The organism is Amycolatopsis sp. NPDC058278 (assembly GCF_042881395.1).
In the GTDB taxonomy this organism is placed as follows: domain Bacteria; phylum Actinomycetota; class Actinomycetes; order Mycobacteriales; family Pseudonocardiaceae; genus Amycolatopsis.
The window spans coordinates 1-1,427 of sequence record NZ_JBHVXZ010000076.1; the positions used below are offsets into that span (position 1 = coordinate 1).

Sequence of the window (1,427 nt, forward strand, 5' to 3'; positions counted from 1 at the left end):
GGCCCTCACCCGCGCGGACGCCCCGGCCGCCCGGCCGGCCGGGACCGCCCGGCGGCCCACGGACGAGCGGGAGCGCCGGTGACCACCGTCGAGGAGGGGTTGCACGCGCTCGTCGTCCGCGGGTTCCGGTTCCAGCACATCGCCGACCCGCACGGCGAGCTGGCGATCATCGTGGGCACGTACGGGTGGCCGGGGTTCAGCGACCGCATCGAGATCCACGGTGAACACGAGGCCTCGGCGGCCCGAACAAGGGCCGGTTCGGCCGAGGAGGCCGTGTGGAGCCAGGGCGGCGACACCCGGTCGGTGATCGCCGCCCTGCTCGAACTGCCTCCGCCGCAAGAGCCGCCGGCGCGGTCCTTCGCGGACGGTCGCGGGCACACCGGCTCGGGCAAGCGGTGATCGCCGCCGGGGGACCGGCGTACCGGGCCGATCAGGCCGGCGGCTCCTCCTCGAGCGCGCCGACCTGCTCCGGGTCCTCCGGACCGGGCATGTGGCGGATGCTTTCGCTGCCCTTGTGGTCGTGGGCGCGGGTGTACCGGGAATCCAGCACCCGCCCCAATTTGTGGGCCGCCCCGGCGTAGGCGTCGTCCACGGTCGTCGCGTGGTGGGTGACCGCGACCGGTTGTTTGCCCCCGGGTCGCGCCTCGATCACGCACTTCTTGTCTTCGGGCTTGCCGCCGCCGTCCTCGCTGAGGTGCACCTCCACCCGGGTCAACCAGCCACCGAACCTGGACAGGCTGTTTTCCAGGTCGGTGGTCACGTAGGTGGCCAAGCGCTCGCCACCGTGGACGTTGTGGTCGGTGTTGACCTGGATCTGCACGAGCACCCTCCGAATCGGACAGCAATGACGTCCGTCAGTACCACGCGGCCGGCCGGCTCAAACCCCGTGGCCGTCAGCGGCGAAGAACGGTGTTCGCGGATTCGCCGTCGGGACGAGGTGTGTGTCCACATCGAACTCCCGCTGGAATCGCCTCAGCCGCACCAGCCCCAGCCGCTGACGGCGACCGCGCCCGTGCCGCCTTCTCCGGGCCTGTCCGAAACCCAGCCCGCGTAGCTGATGCATTGCGGCGCGTACCCGCGGACGACCGCGTAGTACTTGTAGTTCCCCTGGTCGTAGACGTTCCGGCTCGAGTCCTCGGAGTCCCGGTACAGCCCGGCGAAGGTGTCGGTGGCGACCCCGATGAACGACCACTTGATGGTGACGACGCAGTTGTAGCCACCGGACTTGTAGAGCAGGTAGACCCCACCCCACTTGCGCCCGTCGTCGGTCTTGGCCGGTAGCGAGGAGATGACCCGGTACCCCGCGCCGCAGACTTCGGTCGGGGTGTACGGGTTCGTGGCCGCTCCGGCGGGCGGCGGGGGCGGGCGGGCGGCGCCCCGCCCCCGACGGGGGGGGTAGGTGGGGGGGGGAGAATAGTAAGGGAGAA

The 1,427-nt window shown here is 71.2% G+C and carries 2 protein-coding genes and 1 pseudogene; 1 reads left to right on the plus strand and 2 read right to left on the minus strand.

Annotation, left to right across the window (positions count from 1 at the left end; all coding sequences use genetic code 11):
• The first annotated feature begins 78 nt into the window (after nucleotides 1–78).
• Nucleotides 79–399, plus strand: coding sequence for a hypothetical protein (locus ACFVYA_RS32140; protein WP_285991965.1), 321 nt, complete (start codon nucleotides 79–81; stop codon nucleotides 397–399).
• 31 nt (nucleotides 400–430) lie between these two features.
• Here ACFVYA_RS32140 and ACFVYA_RS32145 read toward each other — a convergent pair whose 3' ends face one another.
• Nucleotides 431–826 (minus strand): HPF/RaiA family ribosome-associated protein, encoded by a 396-nt coding sequence (locus ACFVYA_RS32145; protein ID WP_387050350.1) that lies wholly within the window; start codon nucleotides 824–826, stop codon nucleotides 431–433.
• Between the two features lie 146 nt (nucleotides 827–972).
• Nucleotides 973–1,427, minus strand: a pseudogene (locus ACFVYA_RS32150) (hypothetical protein); the annotation flags it as partial.